This is a genomic window from Candidatus Leptofilum sp. (genome assembly GCF_965223285.1).
Lineage (GTDB): Bacteria > Chloroflexota > Anaerolineae > Promineifilales > Promineifilaceae > Leptofilum.
The window spans coordinates 4,116,635-4,134,500 of sequence record NZ_OZ244997.1 but is presented as its reverse complement, the minus strand read 5'-3'; the positions used below and the strand labels follow the sequence as shown (position 1 = coordinate 4,134,500).

Below are 17,866 nucleotides of genomic sequence, written 5' to 3'. Positions count from 1 at the left end.
ATTATATTAGGAAGCGATTAAAGCAGCAACAGTCAGGCCGAGCTGTTCCTCCTACTTTTTCGTGATTTTTTTCCTGTTTTGCGATGTGGACCTGTTTTCTTGGGTGGTTTGCGAATAGACGGCCGTTTCCGGTTCAATTTGGCTTGGGGTGGCGGTGCAGTAATGCCCAGAAATTCGTTGATCTTTTGCAGCAAAGTACGCAGCTTGCGATTGCTTTGCAGCAGGGGCTGGGCTTGCAACATCTCCCGGTACAGCTTAAACCAGAGCCGGAAGTCGGCACGACGGCCGTACCTGTCCATCGACCCCGCTCGGCGGAACTGCCACGGCTTGAAGCCAGTGTAATGAATGCCGTACAGTACATCCAGATTCGGGTAGCCGTTCAGGCTATGGAAGCGCAAATCGACGTTGGTCCAGCGGCCAGCGTAGCGCAGCGTCAGGTACTGCATCTCTGGCCAGTCAAAAGCGTCGCCAACGAGCGACCGCATATCTGGCGATTGAATATCTTCCATGATGGCGTTGAACTCGGCCAAGGATGGCTCCAGCACCAGCAGCGAGCTAATCACACCCATGTTGGTTGGATCATCGGCGACGCGCCTGGTAATTTTGGCGGGAATGGGTTGGCCGTGCGGGCAGTTGGCATAAATTTGGTGCCAGTTCCAGGTACCGTCCTGAGCCACGCTGTCGGGAATGATGAAGTTGCCATCGTCGCCCCATGCCATGACGTGCGTTTTGCGCTCGTTGATGGTTCCGGCTGGCGTGGGTAGGGTGAACAGGTGGTCGTAGTGGTGCAGGGGCAGCAGGTCGGCGTCCAGCAAGGCAATCTTGTCGTAATTGTGGCCTAAATCGCCATCGGCCCCCAGGCGCAGGGCGTGCAGACGGGTGAAGACGTAGGGGAGGTACGGCCGTTTCTGCACGCGCTTATGGGGTACAAAAATCTTCTCAACATCAATCACCTCATCATACAAATGAGCCAACGCCTGCCGCGCCGGGCGGCTAATTTCCTCAGTAACCATGCAAATGAGGTCGGCTTCCGTCTTTTGGCGGCGCAGTCCGTGGGCCAGCAGCAGCACCCCAGGCAGATAGCTGTCGTTGAGCATCAAAAAGGTGACAAAAGCGTAGCGGGAACGGCCGTTTGGCTGGCGCATGGGTGTGGGGAACATAATCAGGAGATTGGAGATTGGAGATTAGATGTTGATGTTGAGGGAGATTCCCCCCTAAAAACCGTTTGCAGCAAGTCGGGGGCATATTTTTCGGCCTGGCGGCTGGTGAGGCTGCGGCTGTGGCAAATGTCTGCATACAAACGGCCGCTTTCCCGCCACGTCCTCTCCTGCGTTGCCACATCTAACCCAATCAGACCAAACCGCTGCGTCCAGCCGCGATCCCACTCAAAGTTGTCCACCAAACTCCAATGATAGTAGCCCATCACCGGGTAGTTGAAGCTAATGGCGCGCCACACCTCGCGCAAATGGGTCATGATGAAAGACGGCCGTAACTTATCATCCTTATCCGGCACCCCATTTTCCGTAATGTAGATTGGCTTTTTGTACGGCAGCAACGCCTCAATCATCTGGAACAGCCCGTTTGGGTAAAGCTCGCCGTAGTTGCCGTCGCTCACCACGGCCCCCGGCTCCCACTCCTGCGAAAGCAGCCCGCCAAAAGGCGGAAAGTTAACATAAAAGCGAGTATAGTAGTTCAGGCCCAGAAAATCATAGCTACCTGCCAGGTCGGGTATTTTGCGACGGCCAATTGGGAAGTAGAGACGGCCGTTCATCACCGAATCCAGCCACATATTGTTAAACAGCCAGCTCAACCACCCCGCCCACCAGCGACTCAACACTGAACTGCCGGGTCGCGCCTGCAAAACGGCCATATTTTTGGCTAGACCCACCTGCGCTTGCGGCAGCTTTTCTTTAATGGTGTGGTAAGCAGCCGCATGGCATCGTAACAGGTTAGGAATCGCTCCCAGCGCACCAGCCCAGCCGCGCTGCCTGCCGACCGGGAACGCACCTGCCAGATAGCGCATAAACAGATACACCATCGGCTCGTTAATGGTAATCCATTTGGGAATAAGATCGCCCAGCTTGTCTACCACCTTGGCTGCATACCGCTGGAAATAATCCACAATAACCCGGCTGCTAAAATCCCCCTTCTCCACCAGCCACAGCGGATTGCTAAAATGGTGCAGGGTCACCATTGGCTCCATGCCCCGATCGTGCATAGCTTGCAAAATTTCGCGGTAACGAGCAATGGCAGCATCGTCGAAAACGCTTGGTTCTGGCTCGATGCGGCTCCACTCCAGCGAGAGGCGGTGGGCGTTCGTGCCCATCTCAGCAGCGATGTCCAAATCTTGCTCGGCGTTGGCCCACCAGTTGCTGGCCAACCCGGATTTGTGATTGTGTAGGATACGGCCGTCTGTCTGCTCCCAGGCCCACCAATCACTGTTTATATTATTGCCTTCTACCTGAAAAGCGGCCGTTGCCGTGCCCCACAAAAAATCTGGCGGAAACAGCAGTTGCGCCTTTGCCATTTGGTACTCCAAGTTATAGTTGTTAGTTTGTTGGTGATTCGTTCACCAGCCACCAGCCACCAGCCACCAGCCACCAGCCACCAGCCACCAGCCACCAGCCACAAACATTATCACATGAGCTATACCCCGTGCCAAATCTGCTGATAGCAAGCAAGATTGTAATGCGCTTGCGGACAATACTCCTATTTCATCCGCAGCACGGCCCATAATCTTTGTGCAATAATTAGCGGCTTGATATACTAGCGAAACGTGCAGCACTCATAAATTTTCAAACATGAGGCGCTTCGGAGGCTTTTGTGAAAGACCTGGTCCCAGAGAGTAACTTCTACTACCCCAACAAAATGGGACGCATTATGTTAACATCGCTTGAAGAAGTTATGGGTCGCAACGGCTTAAACGCCCTGCTGAACCTCATCGAGCTGCGGCAATATATCCAAAATACGCCTCCCGATAATCTGGAACGCGACTTCGACTTTGCCAACATCAGCAACATCAATCGCGGTTTAGAAGAAATTTATGGCCCGCGCGGGGGTCGTGGTCTGGCACTACGCAGCGGACGTGCCATCTTTTCACGGGGATTGCGTCAATTTGGGGCCCTAGCGGGCGTGAGCGATTTGGCTTTTAAGGTACTGCCGCTCAAAACAAAGCTAAAAATTGGCATTCCCGCCGTTGCTCGCATTTTTACCCAATTTAGCGACCAAACCAGCCACGTAGAAGAGATGGATGACCATTTTCTGTACACCATTGACCGCTGCTCAATGTGCTGGGGACAACAGTCTGATCGCGCCATTTGCTACATTGCGGTGGGCATTTTGCAAGAAACCCTGCGTTGGGTAAGCGGGGGCTTAGAGTTTCGGGTTGATGAGATTGCTTGCCACGCGACGGGGGCCGAAGCATGTATTTTTAAGATTGACAAAGAACCTATTAAGTAATTTTCAAAAGAATCTTGAACACTCAACTGCCAAATGAAAATTACTTTAAGGAGAACAAAAAGCTCAAAATAGAGCAATTTATTGCAAAAAACCTTTTTGTTCTCCACACAATAGCCAGCTAATGTGGGAGGGATACGGCCGTTTCCCAGCGTGCCGTGAACCTGCCAAAATACGTTCAAATTGTAGTGTCATTATGAATGAAGTAGACAAAAAGAGTAAACGCATCTTCATTGTGGAAGATGACAACGATTTAGCCGAAATGCTTCGCGCCTATTTTCGGGTACAAGGGTACAGCGTAGAGGTTGCTGCTCGCGGCCAGGATGCCGTAACCGGAATCTCTAAAGAGGTGCCAGATGTGGTGGTGCTAGACATTCGTCTGCCAGATATTGACGGCTACGAAGTGTGCCGCCAGTTGCGCAAGGCCCGCAAAACGCAAAACGTCCCGGTCATCTTCCTTACCGAAAAGCGTGAGCGTGAAGACAAACTGGCTGGGCTAGAGCTGGGCGCGGTTGATTACATCACCAAGCCATTCGATATTCAGGAGCTGCGGCTGCGGGTGCGCAATGCGTTACGTCGGTCGCAAATGAGTACGCTGCTCAACCCGGTTACCGGGCTACCGGAAGGCACCTTGGTGCGAGAACAGCTTACCCAAATGCTCAACCAGCCGAGTTGGGGCGTGGTGTTGGCCGGTATTCGTGGGCTGAACAAGTTCCGCGATAAGTTTGGCTTCGTGGCGGCCGACGACGTTTCACGGGCAGTGACACTGATGATTGCCAACGCAGTGCAGGAAAGCGGCAATGGCAACAATTTTGTGGGCCACACCGATTCTGGTGACTTTGTCATTTTAACCACATCCAAGAATCACCAGAAATTAGCCGAACGGTGCATGGTGCGGCTGCATCCGTCCATTCAATATTTTTATCCGGCATTGGAGCGGCAGCGGCTGCATGAGCTTCCTGAATCTGAGCGGATGACCGTATATGTAGCGGCCGTTTCTTCCGATCAATTCCAGGGCGGCAGCATCGAAGAGTTATTCCAAACGTTGGCAAAACATCGGCTGTAAGTGGTACGGCCGTTTTTTATCCCCCTCACATTTTGATACAATCCACAATAATTATTGCTAGAAGTTCAACTTCTTTAGGAAGTTGAACTTCTTTTTAGTTATGAAACGATTCCGCACAGATTTGCTGTTTTTGCTAGGCTTTTTGCTACTGCCCCTGCTGCTGTTTGGCAACGTAACGCTGGGCGGCCAAACGATGCTGCCAGTGGATAACCTATACCAGTGGGCACCCTGGTCTGCCTACGCCAGTGAGTTTGGCCTGGCCCAGCCACAAAACCCGCTAATTAGTGACCTCATCATCCAAAATTATGCCTGGAAGCAGTTTGTGCGTGACACGATTTTTGCTCGGGACATTCCGCTGTGGAATCCAAATTTGTTTGCCGGGGTGCCATTTTTAGCAGCAGGTCAGCACGGCGCGTACTATCCGTTTAGCCTGCTGTTCCTCATTTTGCCGCTGGCAAAGGCATATGGCTGGTACACGGTAAGCCAAATCTGGCTGGCTGGAGCGTTGATGTATGTTTACGGCCGTATCCTCAACCTGCGCTGCTCTAGTGCTTTCATTGCTGGCTTGGTCTTCCAGGGTGGGGCATTTTTGGTGATTAGTGCGGCCGTTTTCCCCATGATTAGCGGCGCGGTGGTGTGGCTGCCGTTGTTGCTGGGCTGCGTAGAAAAGGCAATTGGAGATTGGAGATTGGAGGGTTCTTTTATCTCCAATCTCCAATCTCCAGTCTCCAATCTACCCTTATGGATTGGTTTGGGAGCAGTGGCATTGGGTTGTCAAATCCTGGCCGGGCACATCGAATTTACCATTTACACCCTCCTCGTCATAGCCACCTACGCCGCCTGGCGATTAGCAAGCCAGCTTATACGCAATACGCAACACGCAATACGCACAATGATACGGCCGTCCTTTTACATCATTGCCATGATCTTCCTCGGACTCCTGCTGGGCGCGGTGCAGTTGGTACCGCTTTACGAGCTGGGACAGGTCAACTTTCGTGAAGCCGCCACCAGCTATGATGAAGTGGTTGATTTTGCTTTCAAGCCGCGCCGGGTGCTGACGTTGGCACTCCCCAACTTCTTTGGCAATCCTACCCACCACAGCTACACCGATGTCTTCAGCGGCGAAGAAGTGGCGTTGAGCCAAAATTATTACGGCGACGCCAAAACCAACACCGAATGGGGCATCAAAAATTACGTTGAAGGGGCGATTTACCTGGGCATCTTGCCGCTCTTTTTGGCCGTGATTGGGGTGATTGGCAGCTGGCGGAAGCGGAAGGCACATGCGGGCTTTTTTGCCACACTGAGTTTTTTCTCGGTGGCGTTTATTTTTGGCACGCCACTGTACGCCATTTTGTATTATGGTCTGCCCTTTGTAAACCAATTACACACGCCGTTCCGCTGGGTCTTTCCGCTGTCGCTGGCGGTGGCGGTGTTAGCAGGGTTTGGGGTGGATAGCTTGGAGAATTGGAGATTGGGGATTGGAGATTGGAGAGCGAAAAAGACAATAATCTCTAATCTCCAATCTCTAATCTCTTTTATTGCTGTGGTTGGTGGAATTTTGCTGCTGGTGGGATTGGTTGTGTCGTGGCTGGCATACGGCCGTATCCAATCCACAATCGAGTGCCTGTTTCTGGGACTGGCTGGCGCACCGTCCGCCTTTGCCGATGCGACGGCATTTTACAGCTATGCGTTTTGGCAATTGCTGACGCTGAGCCTACTGCTGCTGGGCGTGGCGGTGGTGTTTTGGTTGAGTAAAAAGGGGGGGAAACGGCCGTACTGGATTCTCGCCGCCACCATTCTCATCATCACCGACGTTTTCCTTGCCAACCGTGGCTTTCACGCCAGCAACGACCCGGCGTTGCTCGACTTCAAGCCAGATATGGTGCAATGGCTGGAAGCCCAGCCTGGCCACTGGCGGCTGACCAGCTTTGATCCCAAGGGGACCAGGCCGTTCCATGCCAACTCCGGCTGGCTGTTCAATCTGCCCGATGTGCGCGGTTACGATTCGATTATTCCCAAGCAGTACACTGACTACATGGCAGCCATCGAACCGCAAAACGAACTTCTGGCCAATCGCGTCCAACCCATCGTTAACTGGGAATCGCTTAACTCGCCGCTGTTGGACGTGCTGGGGGTAAAGTACGTTATCACCAGCGAGACGATTGCGCTGCCCAAGTTCACCGAAGTGTGGCAGGGTGAAGGGGTACGGATTTATGAGAATATGGCCGTTGCCCCCCGTGCCTACACCTTGCCCCTTTCTGCCGCAGTGACAACGGATAACCCGCTGTCTGCCATGACAACCCAGTACGATCCTCGTCAAAATGTTGTGATGCACATTGATGATTGCAATGTGTGTACAGAACGAGGCATTTCTGAATTTAGCTCACCTACTGCCAGTAATAATGTGGAAGCACAAATCACTTACTACTCGAATCGTGAAGTTATTGTGCAAGCAAAGGTTACCACCCTTACTGAATCAAGCTGGCTCATTCTGAACGACAGTTATTTTCCTGAGTGGCGAGCTTACGAATCTTTATTCGTTCCTCCAGACGCACCAGAAGAAGTTAAGAGAGCTGTTGCCGAAACTGAAGCTGAGAAAATGGTAATTCGCGTTAACGGTAATTTCCGAGGCGTTAGCTTAACGCCGTGGAGAGCTAATGAAGAAGAGCAAGAACGGTTAGATCAACTTATTGAGAAATATCCAGAATGGTTAGATATTGAATATTGGCAGGTGCGCTTCCGCTACAGCCCGACGAGCTTCCAACTCGGTGCGCTGGGCAGCTTCATGGCCGGGATTATTTTGCTTTTTGGCGCAGTCGTTTGGGGCTGGCAGCGGTTTTATCGGCAAGAGGGTGAGCAAAGCGTCACGCGCAGTCTCGCCAAAAACAGCCTGGCTCCGATTGCCTTGAATCTGTTCAACAAACTGATTGATTTTGGCTTTGCCGCCTTTTACCTGCGGCTGCTTGGCCCGGCAGGCTCCGGCAGCTTCCAAACCGCCATCGTCACCGCCGGAATTTTTGATATCATCGCCAACTTTGGCCTGGACATCCTGCTCATCCGCGACGTGGCCAGCGACCGCAACAAAGCACCCAACTACCTGCTCAATACCACCGTTTTGCGCCTGGGTGCAGGTGCGGTTGCCGCCCTGCCCGTCGTCGCCATCATTGCCACCACCAACCTTTTTGACCAAGCCAACGCGCTCACCCAGCTAGAAATTTTAGCGACGGCACTCATCATGATTGGCATGGTCTTTTCCGGCATGTCCAAAGGCGTGACGGGCCTGTTTTACGTCCACGAAGAAGCCGAGGTTCCCAACGCAATGACCACCGTTACGACGATCCTCAAGGTGGGCTTTGGCGTGACGGTTTTGCTGCTAGGGTATGGTTTTGTGGGGCTTGCGGCCGTTTCCATTCTCACCAACGTCATCACCCTCAGCCTGCTGCTGGCGATTGCCCTGCGCCGCTACACTTTGCGCGGCCCCTGGCGGCTCGATTGGGGCTTGCAGCGACACATGCTCCGCGCCGGGTTCCCGCTCATGCTCATCCACCTGCTGCAAACGGTGTTCATCTCCATTGACAGCTATCTGCTTCGGGTGCTGCTGGATAACGGGCAGGAGGTAGCAGGTTGGTACAGCAGTGCCTACAAATGGTTCAACGCCCTGCAAATTGTGCCCTCGTTTTTCACCCTGGCGCTTTTCCCCATCATCTCGCGGCGCATTGGCGAATCTATAGATGCCGCACGGCAAATGTACGCCATGTCGCTCAAGCTGATGCTGCTGCTGGCCCTGCCCGTTGCGGCTGTGACGCATTATTTGGCAGTGCCGCTGGTGCAAATCGTAGCCGGGGAACAGTTTTTGCCCGCTGGAGCGATTGCGCTGCAAATTGTCATCTGGTCCATTCCGCTAGGCTGGCTTAACAGCGTGACCAATTATGTACTCATCAGCCTGGGGCTAGAGAGTAAGCAGCCACGCGCTTTCACAGTGGCGGTTTTGTTCAATCTCATTGCTAACTTCATTTTTATTCCGCGCTTTAGCTACGTGGCGGCGGGCGTTACCACCATTTTGTCTGAGTTGGTGCTGCTAGTGCTGTTTGATTATTATTTGCGGCGGAAGATGACGGGGATTAAGTGGGGGGCGTTGTGGGGACGGCCGTTCCTCCTCACGGCAATCATGTTTGGCGGCATGTGGCTAGGTGGGCAGGTGCATCTAATAGTTGGGCTGCTCATCGGTGCGGTTATTTATCCGGCTGGACTGCTCCTGCTGGGCATCATCGGCCCAGAAGAAAAGAAAGTGCTGGGCAACATCCTACCCAACACCCTCGCCCGCCGCCTGCGTTTAATTAAATTGGACGCTGATGAACGCTGATGAACGCTGATTTTTCCGCGCTTGTCTGCTCTCGTCCGCGTCCCTGAGAAATATGGCTATTCAGCGAATGCAGAAAATTGAAGCATATGCCGAGAAGATGATGACAGGCTCGTTTGTGGTCGAGGCGTTTCGCATTGCCCACGAAATGCCGCACGTTCGGCGCGTCACCGTCAACGCTGTGCGGCTGGCAAAAGCAGAGGGCTATCCGCATCAGGATTTCGTTGCGGCAGCAGCTTTGCTGCACGACATTGGCCTGCCAATCGTGCAAAAACGAGGCGATCATCCGACAATCGGGGCCGAGCTGGCAGGTAAGTTTTTGCAGGAAAACGGGCTATTTACCCTCAATGAAATTGCCGAAATTTGTGAGGCGATTGTGTATCACGGCCGTTTAGATGGCAACACCCCCCTTATCCACATTTTGCGTGACGCAGACATTCTCGATTTGCTGGGCAATGTGGGCATTATGCGCGCTTTCACGTCCAAAGCCAATCTACTCGTGTACCATCCTGAACATCCCTGCGGGGAAACATGGGGCCTGACCGCAGCCGATTTCACTGAGCGTTTCCAGGCGAGCATTGGCATTGGACCGACGATCATGGATCAGATCAACTTCCAGATGAGCTGTCATGAAAATTTGTGCACGGAATCGGCACGTGTGTGGGGACGGCCGTTGCGCGACACCATGCGTCAATTTGTAACCCAATTCGCTCAAGAAATCTCTGCGAGTTCTGCCCAATGAATCGTGCCAAAATCCGCCAGCCTACCTGGGTGATGACTTTCTTGCTGCTGGCCGGAGCTGCGTTGCGGCTGTTTGGGCTGAACAACATTTCCCCGCCGGGCGTCACTCACGACGAAGTAGCCAACTGGCTCATCGACCGCTCGATTTTGGCGGGAGAGCACGCCATCTACTTCACCCGCGCCTACGGGCACGAGGCCGGCTTCCATTATCTGCAAACCGCTTTCGTTGGCTTGATTGGCGACAATATTTTGGCACTGCGCCTGCCTGCGGCATTTTGTGGATTGCTGGGCATTGCTGTCACCTTTGCCCTAACTCGCAAACTGTTTGGCAAAAACGTAGCTCTCATGGCTGCTGGATTGCTGGCGGTGCTGTTTTGGCCGGTGTTTTACGGCCGTCTCGCCCTCCGCGCGATTTTATTGCCTTTGGTAGCAGGGCTATCGGCTTATTTTTGGTGGCAGGCGTGGCAAGCCGATGCCAGGGCTGCAAAATCGTTTGCCCTGGCGGGCCTTTTCGCTGGCCTCAGCCTCCACACCTACATGGCCGCCCGCGCCGTGCCGATTTTCTACGCGCTGTGGCTGACGTATCTGGCAATTTTTCATTGGCGGGAGGTTAAGCAGAGGTGGCAAGGGGTTGTACTGTTTGGAGTGATGTTTGCCGCCGTGGCCGCACCGCTGGTCATCTATCTGCAAACCAATCCCAGCGCAGAGTTTCGCATTAGCGAGGTAGATGCGCCATTGCAGGCGTTACGCTCTGGTGATTGGCAACCCGTTTTGCAAAACGGCCTCAAACTGCTGGGCATGTTTGGCTTTGTGGGCACCCCACTGTGGCGCGAGGGCGTACCGTCGGCTCCGGTATTTGAGCCGGTTGTGGCCATCTTGTTTTACGCGGGGCTGCTGCTCTGCCTATGGCGCTGGCGGCAGCCGCGCTACGCCTTTTTGCTGATTTGGTTGGCTACTTCAGTTTCCCCCAGTCTCGTCACCATTAATGCCCCCAGTTACATCCGCAGCATCCTGATTTTACCTGTGCTCACGGTGCTGCCTGCCCTACTTATGCACAGTTTGGGGCAGTTATCCACACTTTTGCGCCACTTATCCACAAGAAGTTCCAAAATATTGCTCTTGACGATCTTTTTGTTTTATGCTGCCCGAACATCTGTTTTACAGTTTCAGACGTGGCCCAACGGCGGCGATGTGCCGTTTGTGTGGCAGGCGGCGTTTACAGAGATGGCAGATTATTTGGACGGCCGTTCCGACCTCACCACCGCCGCCATTGCTGGCTGGTCACCCAGCACGATGGACAGCCCCACGATGACCCTGCTGCGCCAAAACGACGACCTGCCTCTCAGCCACTTCGATCCGCAAGAAGGCACGCTCATTTTGCCCGCTGCGAGGCCTGCTGTGGTGATACGGCCGTCTGACCTGCCGCTCGATCCAGTTTGGGAGACACAGTTACAGTTGTGGGGATCGGAGGTTGAGCAGGACGGTCGGTTCACTCGCTACGCCTTGCCCAAACAGCCAGCCATCGAATTAGCAAATCCGATGGACGTTGCGTTTGGGGAGGAAATCAAATTGCTGGGATATGAATGGGTAAATGATAGAGAGCTGTTATTGACTTGGCGCGTTACGGCCGTACCCACCGCCCCCCGCCAACAATTCATCCACAGCCTAGACGCCAACGGCAGCCAACTGGCCGACACCTACCGCTTCGACGCCCCCGACCCGCAAGGCATCTGGTTCCCCCACTGGCAGCCAGGCGACCTCATTTTGCAGCACCTCACCCCACCCGCGCTTGGCGAAGCCACCCGACTCCGCCTCGGCTGGTTCGACTCCACCACCTGCACCCCCGGCCCCTGCCAAAACTTGCAAACTGTGGATGGGTTGGCGTTTGTGCTGTTGGAGGTGGAGTAATTGGGTAATTGAGTAATTTATAATTGGGGAACACTCAAAGCCAGCAAGCCACGTTGCAAGAGTTTTCCGTAAGGATGAATGAATGTTACGCAAAATCCGTCCAAGGATTGACCACCACTAAACCCGGAATATCCACAAAATCTTTTTCGTTGCGGGTCGCCAGTCGTAAGCCACCTGCCAGGGCAATGGCGGCAATTTGGGCATCTTCAACGGTGATAGGACGGCCGTTTCTCGTACGCGCCGCCACCAATTGACCATATTGAACTGCGGCCGTTTCACCAAACACCAAGCACCTTCCCGAAAACTGAGCAAACATTTGTTGGGCAGCAGCAGCAATTTGCTGCTTTCGCTGACCCTCTGGCAGCAAGGCAATGCCTAACTCAATCTCAGCTCGCGTGATGGCACTGATGAAAAGTGTATCCACTAATTGCTCGTCTACCCAGTGCACAACATTTGCGTCAGGTTCGGATTTCATCAACTCAGATAAAACATTTGTGTCTAGCAAAATCATGACAGATCTTCAAAATTTGGCGCAGGACGTGCTAAAGAGCGTGCTGGTAATTCCAATTCCACACCACCGATGGCAGCAAACCCTTCAACGATTCGTGAACCAAGCCCTTTTTCCTCGGCCTGCTGCACGGCGCGATCCAAGATGCGGCGCACCTCTTCCTCCATTGAGTGCCCTCTTGCCGCCGCAATTTGGCGCAACTTTTGTTTGGTCTGGTTGTCTAAATTCCGAATTGTTAGCGTTGCCATAGCTCACCTCAAACATGCTATCATTGACTGCAATGCAGTCAATGATAGCATATTATCTCGTGCCAGACAATTATTGTGCATCATGGCGTGAGGCGCTTTTGGTCGCGGGGGAAGAGCGTGGCCAGGCGCAAATTGGGCAAACCCAACAACTGCATCAGCAGCCGCTCCAGCCCAATGGCAAAACCACCGTGCGGCGGCATCCCATAGCGGAATGCTTCCAGGTAAGTCTCGAATGGATCGATGGGCAAATCGGCCTTACCTAGCGCGACCAAATAGTCGGCGTAAACGTGCAGTCGCTGCCCACCCGTGATCAGCTCCGTGCCGCGAAACAGCAGATCGAACGAGTTGGAGTATTCGGGATTTTGCGGGTCGGGATGGGTGTAAAACGGCCGTTTCCCCATCGGGTAGCCCACCACAAACAAAAAGTCGCTGTTGTGTTCCTGCTGCGCCCATTCGCCCAGCCAGCGCTCATCCTGCGGCGACAGGTCTGGCTCGCCCCGCACGTCCACGCCATGCCGCTGCCAAATTAGCTCCTGCGCCTCAGCAAAATGAATGTGCGGAATTTCTACTGGCACTTCCGGCAGATTGGCTTTCAGCAGGGCAAGTTCCTGCGCGTACGCTCCCGCTAACGTTTGGAAGATGCCCGCGAGCACCGTACGAACCATCCCCATCACCGTAAAATGATTCTCGATGAAGCCAAACTCCACGTCCAGGCTCACATATTCGTTTACGTGGCGCGACGTGTCGTGCGGCTCGGCGCGGAACACCGGCCCCACTTCACATACGCGAGTAAACACGCCTACCATAATTTGCTTGTAAAACTGTGGGCTTTGCGCCAGAAAGGCGTCACCGCCAAAGTAATTCAGCTTGAACACATTTGCCCCGCTTTCCGTAGCGGAGGCTACCAGCTTTGGCGTTTGCACTTCCGTAAAATGGTTGACGGCTAGCGTAGCGCGGAACCCTGCCATCGCTCCCGCCGCCAGGCGAAACACCGCCCGCCGCGCCGGGTGCCGATTGGCCACCACGGCATGATCCAGCAGCGTAGGTAGCCCCGCCTTGAGCCGCTTTTGCTGTAGCGGCACGGGTGCAGGTTCCGTCACAGGCGTGATCACCTCGATTTGAGGTTGGTGCAGCTCCATGCCACCTGGTGCCTGCGGCGTAGCCACAACAACGCCAGTCATGGCAATCACGCTTTCCAAATTTAGTTCGGCAATGGGAGCTAAATCTGCTTCATTTTCGGTGACGGCCTGGATAGTGCCCCAGCCGTCGCGCAATACCACAAAGCTCACGCCACCCAGGCGGCGCACATTGTGCAGCCACCCCGTCAGGCGCACTTGTTGCCCAACGTGGCCGCTTGCTTCTGCCGTTCTGATTGTGTTCATAAAAATCTCCTTTTGGTTGCTGGTGGCTAGTTTGTTAGTAGCCAGTCGCTCTACCAGCCACTAACAAACTAGCCCCTAAAACAAAAAAACTCGTCCCCAGTTTGGAGGACGAGTTTGCGTGTGGGCAGCAAAAAGCATGCCCAACGCATAAAAAAACGCCCGCCCTCGCTTTGGAGGACGAGCGTGATTTTTGCGCTCGTGGTGCCACCACCAATTTGCCGTTGCCAGGCAATCTGGCGCGGGCCTCTTGCAACCTGGTGCTTGCTTTTGCAAACCACCTAAGTCTAGACGCTATAACGGGCGCACCCGGTTTCGGTTACTTAGTTATCCGTATTCGGTTTTTACCGATAACTGTTTACTGATTCAGCTCCAGGGTGTCATTAACGGGCGTTTGCTGGCGGTGCTTGCAGCAAGGTGCATCGCTCTCTGGGCAGCAACGGAACCTGTTAACATGTCCCTATCATTGCTTTTGCTTATGAATTGTTTGGTGGGGCATCTTAACAGATTGGTTAGCCTAATGTCAACGTTGATTTTCTGGCAATCAGTTCAACATCGTATTATTATTCGACCCTAATTGTAGTAAATGTAGCAATGGCGGAGGTAGAGGCAAGACAAATGGGGTCACTGGTCCAACTGACGGAAGCGGAGGGCGGTGTTTTGGGCTTTGGCGGCTCACGCATGGTGCTGCTAGACATTGAAGCGGGTTTTTGGGGGCTGCGTCGGCAGATAGAAGTATTAATTGGGGAACGCTTAACAAGTTCCGTGCTACAGCAGGCGGGGGCAAATGGGGTTCGTTGGATAAGTTAGCGAGAAGCAAAAGTGCGCTAACCCACCGTAAGGAGCAGCAAATGGGAAGGTTTATTTTTTACTCAGCACTGAGTGTGGTAGTAATTCATGGCTTGATTCATTTGATGGGCTTTGTGGCGTATTGGCCGCTGGGTGAGATTGCTGAACTGCCTTACAAGACGACACTGTTCAACGGCCGTCTCAATGTAGGCAACTCAGGTATGCGGTTGTTTAGTGTATTGTGGCTGGGTACGGCCGTTGGCCTGGTAGCCGCTTCAATTAGCCTAGCGTTTGGGAAATCCTGGTGGTTTCCACTAATGTCGGCAGCGGTGATCGTCTCGTTAATCATCACCATTCTGGATTGGAACAATGCTTTTCGTGGTGCCATCATCAGCTTGGTGATGTTGGTGCCGCTGCTGCTGGTGTGGGGCTTACGCCTCCAGCCCAAGCCCTTTGCCAGCTTCCCAGCGCAAACGCCCGTCATGCAAACTGTGCCGCTGCCCATGGATTTACCCGCCCCCGTAGCTCGCTATTACAAGACAATTATTGGGGATGATATCCCGGTTATCGAATCGGCCGTGATTACGGCACGCGGCACCACCCGCTTCCAGGGCATTACCTTTCCGGCGCGGCTGCGCTTTACCCATGATGCCGGGCAGGGGTATCGCCATTACATTGAGGCCACGCTGTTTGGCCTGCCGCTGATGAAGGTCAACGAGCGTTACCTGGACGGGCAAGCACGGATGGAGCTGCCCATCGGCGTCATCGAAAACGAGCCTAAGGTAAACATGGCCGCCAACCTGGGCCTGTGGGGCGAATCGATCTGGCTGCCCTCTATTTTCATCACTGACAGCCGCGTGCGTTGGGAAGCCATCGACGACCACACCGCCCGGCTGATTGTGCCGTTCGAAGATGGGGAAGATAGCTTTACGGCCGTTTTCAATCCTGAAACCGGCCTGCTGAAAAGCATGACTGCCCTGCGCTACCGCGAGGCAGATTCTGAGGAAAAAATTCCCTGGCAGCTCGACGTGCTGGCCTGGGATGAATATGACGGCATTCTTATTCCTTCTCGCTCAACGGCAACCTGGGCCGATGAAGGCACGCCGTGGCTCGTTGTGGAACTGGAGGAGGTAGCTTTCAACGTAAACATCGGCAGCTACATCCGAACGGAGGGCCCTTAAAATGAGTGATCACATCATTCGCGTTACCAATTTTCGCAAAACGTATGGTGACTTCGTGGCGGTAGATGACGTCTCATTCACTGTACAGACGGGTGAGATTTTTGGTCTGCTGGGGCCAAATGGGGCGGGCAAGACTACCACGCTGGAATGCCTGGAGGGGCTGCGCCAGCCGGACAGCGGCACTTTGCGCGTGGCCAATATTGACCCGACTCGGGAGCAACACAAACTGCGCCACGTCATTGGCGTGCAGCTACAGGCCGCCGGAATGCCGGAAGCCATGACGCCCAACGAAGCGATGAACTTTTTCTGCGCCTACCATCGCGTGTCCCCCCGCTTTGATTTGCTGGATCGCTTGGGCCTAACCAGTAAGCGCAAAGCGCAATTTCATACGCTGTCTACCGGGCAGCAGCGTCGCCTGGCCTTGGCGTTGGCCATTGCCCACGAGCCGCAGGTGCTGTTCCTGGATGAACCGACGGCCGGATTAGATGTGGCCTCGCGTACCGAACTGCACAAAATGATGCGTGAATTAAAAGCCAACGGTACCACCATCATCCTGGCCACCCACGACATGGCCGAGGCGGAGCAGCTTTCTGACCGGGTGGCGATTTTGCTCAACGGCCGTTTAACCACCATTGGCACCCCGATGGAAATAACAGCTACCGGGGCTGGGCTCACCAAAGTGTCTGTTCACACCAGAGCCAACTGCTTGTTGAACAGCCAAAATGACATCCCTGCCGTAAGCCAGCAGCTAACCAAAGGCGATTACGCCATCTTCTTTAGCCATGATATTGCCCAAACTGTGCCCGCGCTCATTGCTTTTGTGCAGGAACAGGCTGATGAGCTAATAGATTTGCGGGTGGAACGGCCGTCGCTAGAAGAACGCTTCCTGGAACTGACACATAACGAATTTGGAGGGTAATCATGTCTGCCTTCATGACCCACTTGAGCTTTGAATTCAAGACCGGCATCCGCAACAAAAATCTGCTGCTGATGAACTATCTGTTTCCGCTGGGTTTTTACCTGCTGATGGGTGCTATTATGCCGGGGATCAACCCCTTCTTTCGCGAGACAATGATACCGGCAATGGTCACCTTTGCCATTTTGGCCGCCACCCTGCTGGGCTTGCCAGACCCGCTGGTGAGTGCCCGCGAAAGCGGCATTTTCCGCAGCTACAAAATCAATGGCGTGCCAGCCTCGTCCATTTTGTTTATACCCGGCCTGACAACTGGGATGCACCTAGCCATCGTGACGCTGATCATCACCTTTACGGCCGCTTTTTTATTTGACGCCGCCGTACCCAGCAATGGACTCAACTTCTTTATCACCATCGTCGCCCTGTCGATGGCCTGTTCTGGCCTGGGCATTCTCATTGGCGTCGTCTCCCCCTCCACGCGGATGACGGTATTGTTTTCGCAAATCATCTTTGTCCCCGCCATGATTTTAGGGGGGCTGATGCTGCCGTTTAATATGCTGCCAGAGGCGGCCCAGATCATTGCCCAACTGCTACCAGCCACCCACGCCATGAATGCTTTTAATGGTCTGGCCATGGGCCTCACCGCCGATTTTAATCCCTGGGCTTCGGTGGCTATCCTGGCCAGCAGCGGCCTGCTGGCCTTTGGTCTGGCACTCTATCTCTTTAGTTGGGACAGTAAAAACAGTCAGCGGCGCGGGCATCCGCTGCTGGCTCTGCTGGTGTTGCTGCCTTACGTTATTGGTATCTTGGTTCTGTGAACAAGTTTCAAACCATCGGCAAATTGATTCTGCGCCAATGGAGGAAGGGAAACATGAAATTTGTGGGGTGGTTTGGCATCGCGGTTGGCTTGCTGATGTTGGGTCAGTGGGGCTTTTTCCTGGTGGCCGGGCAGGTGCCGGAGCTGGAGACAGAACCGCTGCGGCTCTATTTTCACCTGGCGGCGGAGGGGCTAACGGCCGTTGCCTTGCTTGTTGGTGGTATTTCTTTGTTGCAGAAACGGCCGTCTGGCAAAACAATCTACCTGGTGGCAGCGGGCATGTTGCTCTACTCCGTCATTGTTAGTCCTGGCTACTTTGCCCAGCAGGGACAATGGGGCTTTGTAACCATGTTTGCCGCTTTGCTCCTCTTGACCTTGGGGAGCATTTTTCATCTATGGAGGAACCTGCGTAACCGCACCGTGTAGGGAGGAAGCAATGAATTCAAAGGCTTTTTTAGCTCGGCATCCTTCAGGTCTCCGTGTATCGCAACTGGTTTCAG

15 protein-coding genes are annotated in these 17,866 nt (G+C 53.9%); 10 read left to right on the top strand and 5 right to left on the bottom strand.

The window, feature by feature from the left end; all coding sequences use genetic code 11:
- Positions 1 to 32: 32 nt before the first annotated feature.
- Entirely contained in the window at positions 33 to 1,160 is a 1,128-nt protein-coding gene (locus ACOQPU_RS18610) for a hypothetical protein (protein ID WP_420641332.1), read from the bottom strand.
- Between the two features lie 2 nt (positions 1,161 to 1,162).
- Entirely contained in the window at positions 1,163 to 2,527 is a 1,365-nt protein-coding gene (locus ACOQPU_RS18605) for a glycoside hydrolase family 1 protein (RefSeq protein WP_420641331.1), read from the bottom strand.
- Between the two features lie 296 nt (positions 2,528 to 2,823).
- Here ACOQPU_RS18605 and ACOQPU_RS18600 point away from each other — a divergent pair, with 296 nt between their 5' ends.
- The 5 genes from ACOQPU_RS18600 (at position 2,824) to ACOQPU_RS18580 (ending at position 11,531) form a co-directional block, all read left to right on the top strand.
- Complete coding sequence (locus ACOQPU_RS18600; RefSeq protein ID WP_420641330.1) at positions 2,824 to 3,459, top strand: V4R domain-containing protein; 636 nt, start codon at positions 2,824 to 2,826, stop codon at positions 3,457 to 3,459.
- A gap of 193 nt (positions 3,460 to 3,652) precedes the next feature.
- Positions 3,653 to 4,522 carry a response regulator transcription factor gene (locus tag ACOQPU_RS18595; RefSeq protein ID WP_420641329.1) on the top strand — a complete coding sequence of 290 codons (870 nt, stop codon included), beginning with the start codon at positions 3,653 to 3,655 and terminating at the stop codon, positions 4,520 to 4,522.
- 100 nt (positions 4,523 to 4,622) lie between these two features.
- A complete protein-coding gene (locus tag ACOQPU_RS18590) occupies positions 4,623 to 8,885 on the top strand; it encodes an oligosaccharide flippase family protein (RefSeq protein WP_420641328.1) in 4,263 nt (1,420 codons plus the stop codon).
- Positions 8,886 to 8,937: 52 nt separating this feature from the next.
- Complete coding sequence (locus ACOQPU_RS18585; RefSeq protein ID WP_420641327.1) at positions 8,938 to 9,624, top strand: HD domain-containing protein; 687 nt, start codon at positions 8,938 to 8,940, stop codon at positions 9,622 to 9,624.
- The gene (locus ACOQPU_RS18580) at positions 9,621 to 11,531 is read left to right on the top strand and encodes an ArnT family glycosyltransferase (protein WP_420641326.1); all 1,911 of its coding nucleotides are present in this window, start codon (positions 9,621 to 9,623) and stop codon (positions 11,529 to 11,531) included. The genes ACOQPU_RS18585 and ACOQPU_RS18580 overlap by 4 nt, the downstream gene beginning before the upstream one ends.
- Before the next feature lie 85 nt (positions 11,532 to 11,616).
- On the opposite strand, the gene ACOQPU_RS18575 is transcribed toward ACOQPU_RS18580, so the two are convergent.
- The 3 genes from ACOQPU_RS18575 to aspS form a co-directional block, all read right to left on the bottom strand.
- Positions 11,617 to 12,042 (bottom strand): type II toxin-antitoxin system VapC family toxin, encoded by a 426-nt coding sequence (locus tag ACOQPU_RS18575; protein WP_420641325.1) that lies wholly within the window; start codon positions 12,040 to 12,042, stop codon positions 11,617 to 11,619.
- The gene (locus ACOQPU_RS18570) at positions 12,039 to 12,287 is read right to left on the bottom strand and encodes a FitA-like ribbon-helix-helix domain-containing protein (RefSeq protein ID WP_420641324.1); all 249 of its coding nucleotides are present in this window, start codon (positions 12,285 to 12,287) and stop codon (positions 12,039 to 12,041) included. Before ACOQPU_RS18570 ends, ACOQPU_RS18575 begins: the two co-directional genes overlap by 4 nt.
- An 80-nt stretch (positions 12,288 to 12,367) precedes the next feature.
- Positions 12,368 to 13,669: an aspartate--tRNA(Asn) ligase gene (gene aspS / locus ACOQPU_RS18565; RefSeq protein WP_420641323.1), complete on the bottom strand. Its 1,302-nt coding sequence runs from the start codon at positions 13,667 to 13,669 to the stop codon at positions 12,368 to 12,370.
- 615 nt (positions 13,670 to 14,284) lie between these two features.
- Here aspS and ACOQPU_RS18560 point away from each other — a divergent pair.
- The 5 genes from ACOQPU_RS18560 to ACOQPU_RS18540 are packed head-to-tail and all read left to right on the top strand — an operon-like array spanning position 14,285 to position 17,792.
- Positions 14,285 to 14,476 (top strand): hypothetical protein, encoded by a 192-nt coding sequence (locus ACOQPU_RS18560; RefSeq protein ID WP_420641322.1) that lies wholly within the window; start codon positions 14,285 to 14,287, stop codon positions 14,474 to 14,476.
- A 41-nt stretch (positions 14,477 to 14,517) separates the two neighbouring features.
- Entirely contained in the window at positions 14,518 to 15,636 is a 1,119-nt protein-coding gene (locus ACOQPU_RS18555; RefSeq protein ID WP_420641321.1) for a DUF6544 family protein, read from the top strand.
- A 1-nt stretch (position 15,637) separates the two neighbouring features.
- Positions 15,638 to 16,555: an ABC transporter ATP-binding protein gene (locus tag ACOQPU_RS18550; protein WP_420641320.1), complete on the top strand. Its 918-nt coding sequence runs from the start codon at positions 15,638 to 15,640 to the stop codon at positions 16,553 to 16,555.
- Positions 16,556 to 16,557: 2 nt separating this feature from the next.
- A complete protein-coding gene (locus ACOQPU_RS18545) occupies positions 16,558 to 17,367 on the top strand; it encodes an ABC transporter permease (protein ID WP_420641319.1) in 810 nt (269 codons plus the stop codon).
- Between the two features lie 53 nt (positions 17,368 to 17,420).
- Positions 17,421 to 17,792 (top strand): hypothetical protein, encoded by a 372-nt coding sequence (locus ACOQPU_RS18540; protein ID WP_420641318.1) that lies wholly within the window; start codon positions 17,421 to 17,423, stop codon positions 17,790 to 17,792.
- Positions 17,793 to 17,866 lie beyond the last annotated feature (74 nt).